Source organism: Streptomyces sp. S3(2020) (assembly GCF_013044505.1).
Taxonomy (GTDB): Bacteria; Actinomycetota; Actinomycetes; order Streptomycetales; family Streptomycetaceae; genus Streptomyces.
In genome coordinates this window covers 1-5,488 of sequence record NZ_JABERD010000369.1, presented here as the reverse complement: position 1 = coordinate 5,488, position 5,488 = coordinate 1, and the positions used below count along the sequence as shown (strand labels likewise).

Below are 5,488 nucleotides of genomic sequence, written 5' to 3'. Positions count from 1 at the left end.
GGCCTGCAAGGACCGATGACCGTTCGCCCGCCGCCCCACGCCCGATCGGCGGGCGAACGGTCATCGGTCCTTGCAGGCCTCGGTGCGGAAGTCCTCGACGGAGCCCGTCCGGTGGTCGTCCCCTCCACTGCGCCGGTAACGGACCTGGCCGGGGGTGAGGGCGGCCAGATCCGCAGGGGTGAAGTTCACGTTGCCGGTCGACCAGGAGTTGCCGCGGGTCCAGCCGTACAGGTGGTACTCGCGGTTCTCCTTCAGGGGCTGGAGGGGTTCGTCGACGCTCCAGCCGTCGCCTGCCGTGTCGAGGGACCAGGTCGCGAATCCCTTCACGGACTCGTCGCCGCTCCAACTCCCGACCTCGACCGACTCGCTGTCGTCCGGGTCGTCGGGCTTGCTGTCGGTGTACAACGTGGCGCCGTCGATGTGGTCGTGACAGACCATCAGCACTCCCATCGGCCGCCCGTCCGCGTCGACCGTGATGCCCATGGCGCCGGCGATCGGCACGGTGCAGCCGGACAACGTGGCGAGCACCGCCACGCCGGCTGCCGCCAGAACGTTCCGTCTTCGTGTCATGCCGTCATCTCACCGCGCCCCGGCCCGTTCCGTGGCGGGATCCGGGGAACAGCCCCGCGCCGATGACTACTCCGGGGCCGCGTCCTCGGCGAATTCGGGCACCAGCGCGCACATCGCCTGGCGCTGGGTGGGCCCCATGATCCGGGTCAGCGCCTCCTTGACCGTCTGCGCGAGGACCCCCGAGGCCTCCTTCAGCAGGCTTCGGGCCTTCTCGGTGAGGGCGACCTCGATACCGCGCTTGTCGCCGCAGACCGACTGGCGGGTGACGAGGCCGGCGTGCTGGAGGCAGGCGATCTGGTAGGTGAGGCGGGTCTTGGGGCGGCCCAGGAGTTCGGCGATCCGCGTCATGCGCAGACCTTCCGAGGGGTTCCCGGCCAGCAGGCACAGGACCAGGAACTCGTCGTGCGAGACACCCAGCCGTTCCTTGACCACGGAGCGCAGCTCCTGCTCGACGGCGCCGGTCGCGGCCAGCATCAGCATCCAGGCGTGCAGTTCTGCGGGCAGGAGTCCGCCACCTGCGGCGGAGGGGCAGTCGGAGTGGTCGGCCATGACGCCCAGTCTACCTGTTGTCCATTTTTGGAGTATCGGCTAGCGTGCTGTCATCCAAATTTGAACTATAGAAGTGAGGGATCATGACCGTTGCCGTCGAAACAGGAACCTGGCAGCTCGACACCGCCGCCTCGACCGTCGCCATCAAGCACAAGTCGATCTGGGGGCTCGTCACCGTGAAGGGCGCCTTCACCTCCGTCACCGGTCAGGGCGAGGTCCGCCCCGACGGATCCGCCGTCGGCACCCTGACCCTGACCGTCGCGTCCCTGGACACCAAGAACCCCAAGCGCGACACCCACCTGAAGGGCCCCGACTTCTTCGACGCCGACAACCACCCCGAGCTCACCTTCGCGGTCCGCAGCGCCGAACTCCGCGACGGCGACAAGGTCCACGTCATCGGCCAGCTCACCGCGCGCGGCATCAGCCGCCCCCAGACCTTCACCGCCCGCCTCACCGGCGCGGACGCCGACGCCCTCACCCTGGACGCCGAGTTCTCCGTGGACCGGGGCCAGTTCGGGATGGGCTGGAACCAGCTCGGCATGATCCGCGGCCTGACCACGGTCACCACCACCCTCCGCTTCACCCGGACGGCAGCCTGACGTACACGCTCGACAGCGTCTGCGGTACGGCGGTGAAGGCACGCAGCCGGATCCGCGCGCCCGCGCGGGGGACCCCGTACCGCCCGGCGGGCGGCCGGAGTTCATAGCGCGCCGTGGCATGGGCGGGCAGCGTGGCCGGCCCCCGGACCACCGTCCAGTACCGGCTCATGCCCTGCCCCACGGTCAGCATGAAGTGGGGCGCCAGGGCGCTGTCGGCCGTGTTGGTGACCCGGATCGTCAGCCGGGTCCCGTCGACCGGCCTGGCCCGCTGCAACCCGGTGACCTGCATCCGCAGCGGTGGTGTGCCCGTCACCGCCAGGCCCGCGCTCACCAGGGCCGGCGACAGCACGAGCAGGGCCACGGCGATCCGCGCCGGACGGGAGCGCGGCCGCGGCCCCGGCTGCCACGCGCCCGCGAACTCCGCCGCGGGTGCGGTGACGGCCGCCGCCAGCCACAGCGGCGTCATCATCAGGTAGTAGCCGTCCTGCGACCGCGTCGCCAGGAAGAAGGCACACCACGGCAGCACGGTCGCCGCGGGCCCCAACCGCCTGACGAACAGCACGAACAGCACCAGCAGACCCGCCGCAAGGAGCATGCTCGCGTACGAGTACCAGTCCAGCCGGTCGCTGCCGCCCGTGAGATAGGCGGACACGTCCACCAGACCCTGGCCGTGCAGCACCGCGCCCTGTGTCAGCGGCAGCGCGACACCGGTGAGCCAGGGGCCCGGCTCGCTCACGAGGAAGTACGTGTTGACCAGCAGCCATACGCCGGCGGCGGTCCCGACGAATCGCAGCACCACCAGCGCCGCCGCCCGGCCGCCCAGCTCCCCGCGGCGTACCGCGTAGATCCCGGCCAGCAGGAACGGCGTGAGGAACCACGGCAGTTGCTGCGCCGCACACGCCGCCCCCAGACACACGGCCCGCGCCACCCCGGCCGCGCCCAGCCGCCCGCCCTGTCCGATCCGCGGCCAGCGCACCACCACCGGCACCAGCAGGCCGAGCGCGAGGATCGCGGGATAACCGAGCCGGCCGTACTGCGGCAGCATCGCGAACCCCAGGCACACCATGGTCGCCGCGGGCCGCCACGGCACCGGCAGCATCCGCCACAGCACCACCGCGCCGACGACCAGCGCACCCGTGCTCATCGCCGTCGCCGGGGCACCGCCGTGGCCCAGCCACAGCAGCGGCGCGGTCAGCAGGGGGGCGAGCGGGGGATAGCCGTACGTGAAGTCGTAGCCGCCGGTCACCGTGGGCGTGAGGGCGACGCCGTGACCGAAGAGCCAGGGCCACGACCGACCGTAGACGGGATGCCCCGCGACCAGTTCCCGGGCGGCCTGCGTGGTCAGGAGCGCCTCGTCACTGCCCTGGTGGAGCACCGACCAGGCGCACAGTGCCAGGGTCACGCCCGTCACCAGGACGACACCGTCGACGCGGGCCAGTGAACGGGTCCGGCGCACCACCAGCGCCAGCACCCCGCACACCAGGATCGAGGCGTAGCAGACCGAGATGACCGCGGCCACCGCGACCCGGTGCGAGGCCGCCTGGGTCCACACCGCGCGCGTCCCGATGAGGAGGCTGATGTCGGCGAGCAGGGTCAGGACGCGATGCCACTGCGCGGGGGTCTCCGGACTGGGGGTACCGCCCGCTCGAGCGCAGCCGAGAGTGGGGGAGGACACCGCCGACTGTGTCCGCCGGCCGGGTGTCACCGGCTTCAGTTCTGCCAAGTGCACGGCACCGGACCGTAATCGCGCCCGGTGAGCGAGGTGGTGGTGGAGGTGAAGAGTCCGGTAGGAGAGGGGTAAGAAAGCAGGGTTTGTCAGTAGACGTCCCGCACATACCGCTTCGCCGCCGCCAGCTGCTTCACATAGGCCCCGGCCTCCGCCTCGCCCAGCCCGCCGTGCGCGACCGCGATGTCCCGCAGGGCCCGGTCCACGTCCTTGGCCATCCGGGAGGCGTCACCGCACACATAGAAGTGGGCGCCGTCCTGGAGCCAGCGCCACAGCTCGGGGCCGTGCTCGCGCATCCGGTCCTGGACGTAGACCTTCTGGCGCTGGTCGCGGGAGAAGGCGGTGTCGAGACGGGCGAGGGTGCCCTCGTCGAGCAGCTCGGTCAGCTCCCGCTCGTAGTAGAAGTCGCTGGCCCGGTGCTGCTCCCCGAAGAACAGCCAGTTGGGCGCCCGGTGTCCGAGCGCGCGCCGCTCCTGGAGGAAGCCCACGAAGGGCGCGACCCCCGTGCCGGGCCCGATCATCACCATCGGCGTCGCCGGGTCGGCGGGCGGCCGGAAGTGCGGGGAGGCCTGGACGAACACCGGCACCTCGGTGTCCGCGTCGGCGTCCGCGAGGAACGGCGAGCAGACCCCGCCGCGTGCCGTGCCGTGCAGGTTCTCGTACCGCACGACGGACACCGTCAGCGAGACCAGGTGAGCGTCGACGAGGGGACTGGACGATATGGAGTACAGGCGCGGCTGAAGCTTCTTGAGGACGCCCGCCCAGTCCCGCGCGTCCGCCCGCACCGGATGCTCCGCGAGCACGTCCACCGCCTGCCGCCCCCAACTCCACTGCGCCAGACCGTCCTTGTTGTCGGGCCGCAGGAGCTTCTTCAACTCCCGCCCGTCACGCACGCGTTCGGTGACGAAGCGGAGCAGGTCGGGGGTGATACGGGTGATGTCGAGGTGCCGGTGCAGGGCCTCCGCGAAGGGAACCTCGCCGACACCGGCTATGTCCACGGCGGTTGATCCATCGGCCCCGGTGACCGCCAGCCATTCCTCCACCAGGGCGGGAGAGTTGACCGGCCGCACGCCGAGGGCGTCGCCCGCCTCGTACGACAGCGGGGTCCCGCTCGTGTCGAAGGTGAACCGCCGGACCTCCTTGCCCGCGCCGGGCAGGCTGAGCAGCCGGTTGCCGACCAGACGGGCGGTGATGGGGGCGGGCCTGGGGGAGCGGGCGGGCTTCTTCGGCGGTGCGGTCGTGCTCTCGGTCGTGCCGGCGGCCCTGCTCTCCAGCGCGGTCAGCACCTCGTCCAGCCAGGCGTCCGCGGACGGCTCGAAGTCCGGCTCGCAGTCGGTGCGCGGTGCGAGGCGCACCCCGCCCAGCTCGTCGAGGCGGTCGTCCAGCCGTCGCCCGTGCCCGCAGAAGTCGTCGTACGAGGAGTCGCCGAAGGCCAGGACGGAGTAGCGGACCCCGTCCAGACGCGGGGCCTGCTCGGCGGCGAGCCGGTCCCAGAAGTCGGAGCCGTTGTCGGGCGCGTCGCCGTCACCGAAGGTGCTGGTGACCAGCAGCAGGTCGGCGCCCTCGGGCAGCGCGCCGGGGTCGGTGTCGTCCATCCCGGCGAGCACGGGGCGGTGCCCGCTCGCGGAGAGCCGGTCGGCGACGGCACCCGCGAACTCCTCCGCGTTCCCGGTCTGCGAGGCCCACAGCACGACCACCTCACGGCCGGGCTGCGGGCGGGGTGTCTGGGCCGACCGGGAGTACATGCCGGCCAGCACGCCGTTGACCCACAGCGCGTGCTCGGGGCTGAAGGGCGCGTCCGGCGGCAGCACCGGGACGCCGGGGGCGCCGGAGTCGATGCCCGCGAGGAAGCCGGTGAGGTACAGGCGTTCCTGTGCGGTCAGGACGGGCGGCGGGGCGGGGGCGAGGCCGAAGGCGGGCTCTTATACACTTCTCACACCGCCCACCCCCAGCAGAGTGAAGATCTAGGTGGTCCCCGTATCATGAACAACAAACAACACTAAACTAAGTTCTCGATAATCATATCATCCAAAACCTGGATCCT

General features: G+C 71.4%; 5 protein-coding genes. 1 reads left to right on the top strand and 4 read right to left on the bottom strand.

Annotated features, from left to right (window positions below; translation table 11 throughout):
* Positions 1–60 precede the first annotated feature (60 nt).
* The gene (locus HLK59_RS47775) at positions 61–570 is read right to left on the bottom strand and encodes a hypothetical protein (protein WP_171147954.1); all 510 of its coding nucleotides are present in this window, start codon (positions 568–570) and stop codon (positions 61–63) included.
* 66 nt (positions 571–636) lie between these two features.
* Entirely contained in the window at positions 637–1,119 is a 483-nt protein-coding gene (locus HLK59_RS47770) for a MarR family transcriptional regulator (RefSeq protein WP_171147953.1), read from the bottom strand.
* An 83-nt stretch (positions 1,120–1,202) separates the two neighbouring features.
* Between HLK59_RS47770 and HLK59_RS47765 the strand changes: the two genes are divergently transcribed.
* Positions 1,203–1,718, top strand: coding sequence for a YceI family protein (locus HLK59_RS47765; protein WP_171147952.1), 516 nt, complete (start codon positions 1,203–1,205; stop codon positions 1,716–1,718).
* Here the strand turns inward: HLK59_RS47765 and HLK59_RS47760 are convergent.
* Together HLK59_RS47760 and HLK59_RS47755 are read right to left on the bottom strand one after the other, a co-directional pair.
* Entirely contained in the window at positions 1,699–3,393 is a 1,695-nt protein-coding gene (locus HLK59_RS47760) for a hypothetical protein (RefSeq protein WP_171147955.1), read from the bottom strand. The two genes, HLK59_RS47765 and HLK59_RS47760, sit on opposite strands and share 20 nt — an antisense overlap.
* Positions 3,394–3,533: 140 nt before the next feature.
* Positions 3,534–5,255 (bottom strand): sulfite reductase flavoprotein subunit alpha, encoded by a 1,722-nt coding sequence (locus HLK59_RS47755; RefSeq protein WP_346779998.1) that lies wholly within the window; start codon positions 5,253–5,255, stop codon positions 3,534–3,536.
* Between the last annotated feature and the right edge of the window lie 233 nt (positions 5,256–5,488).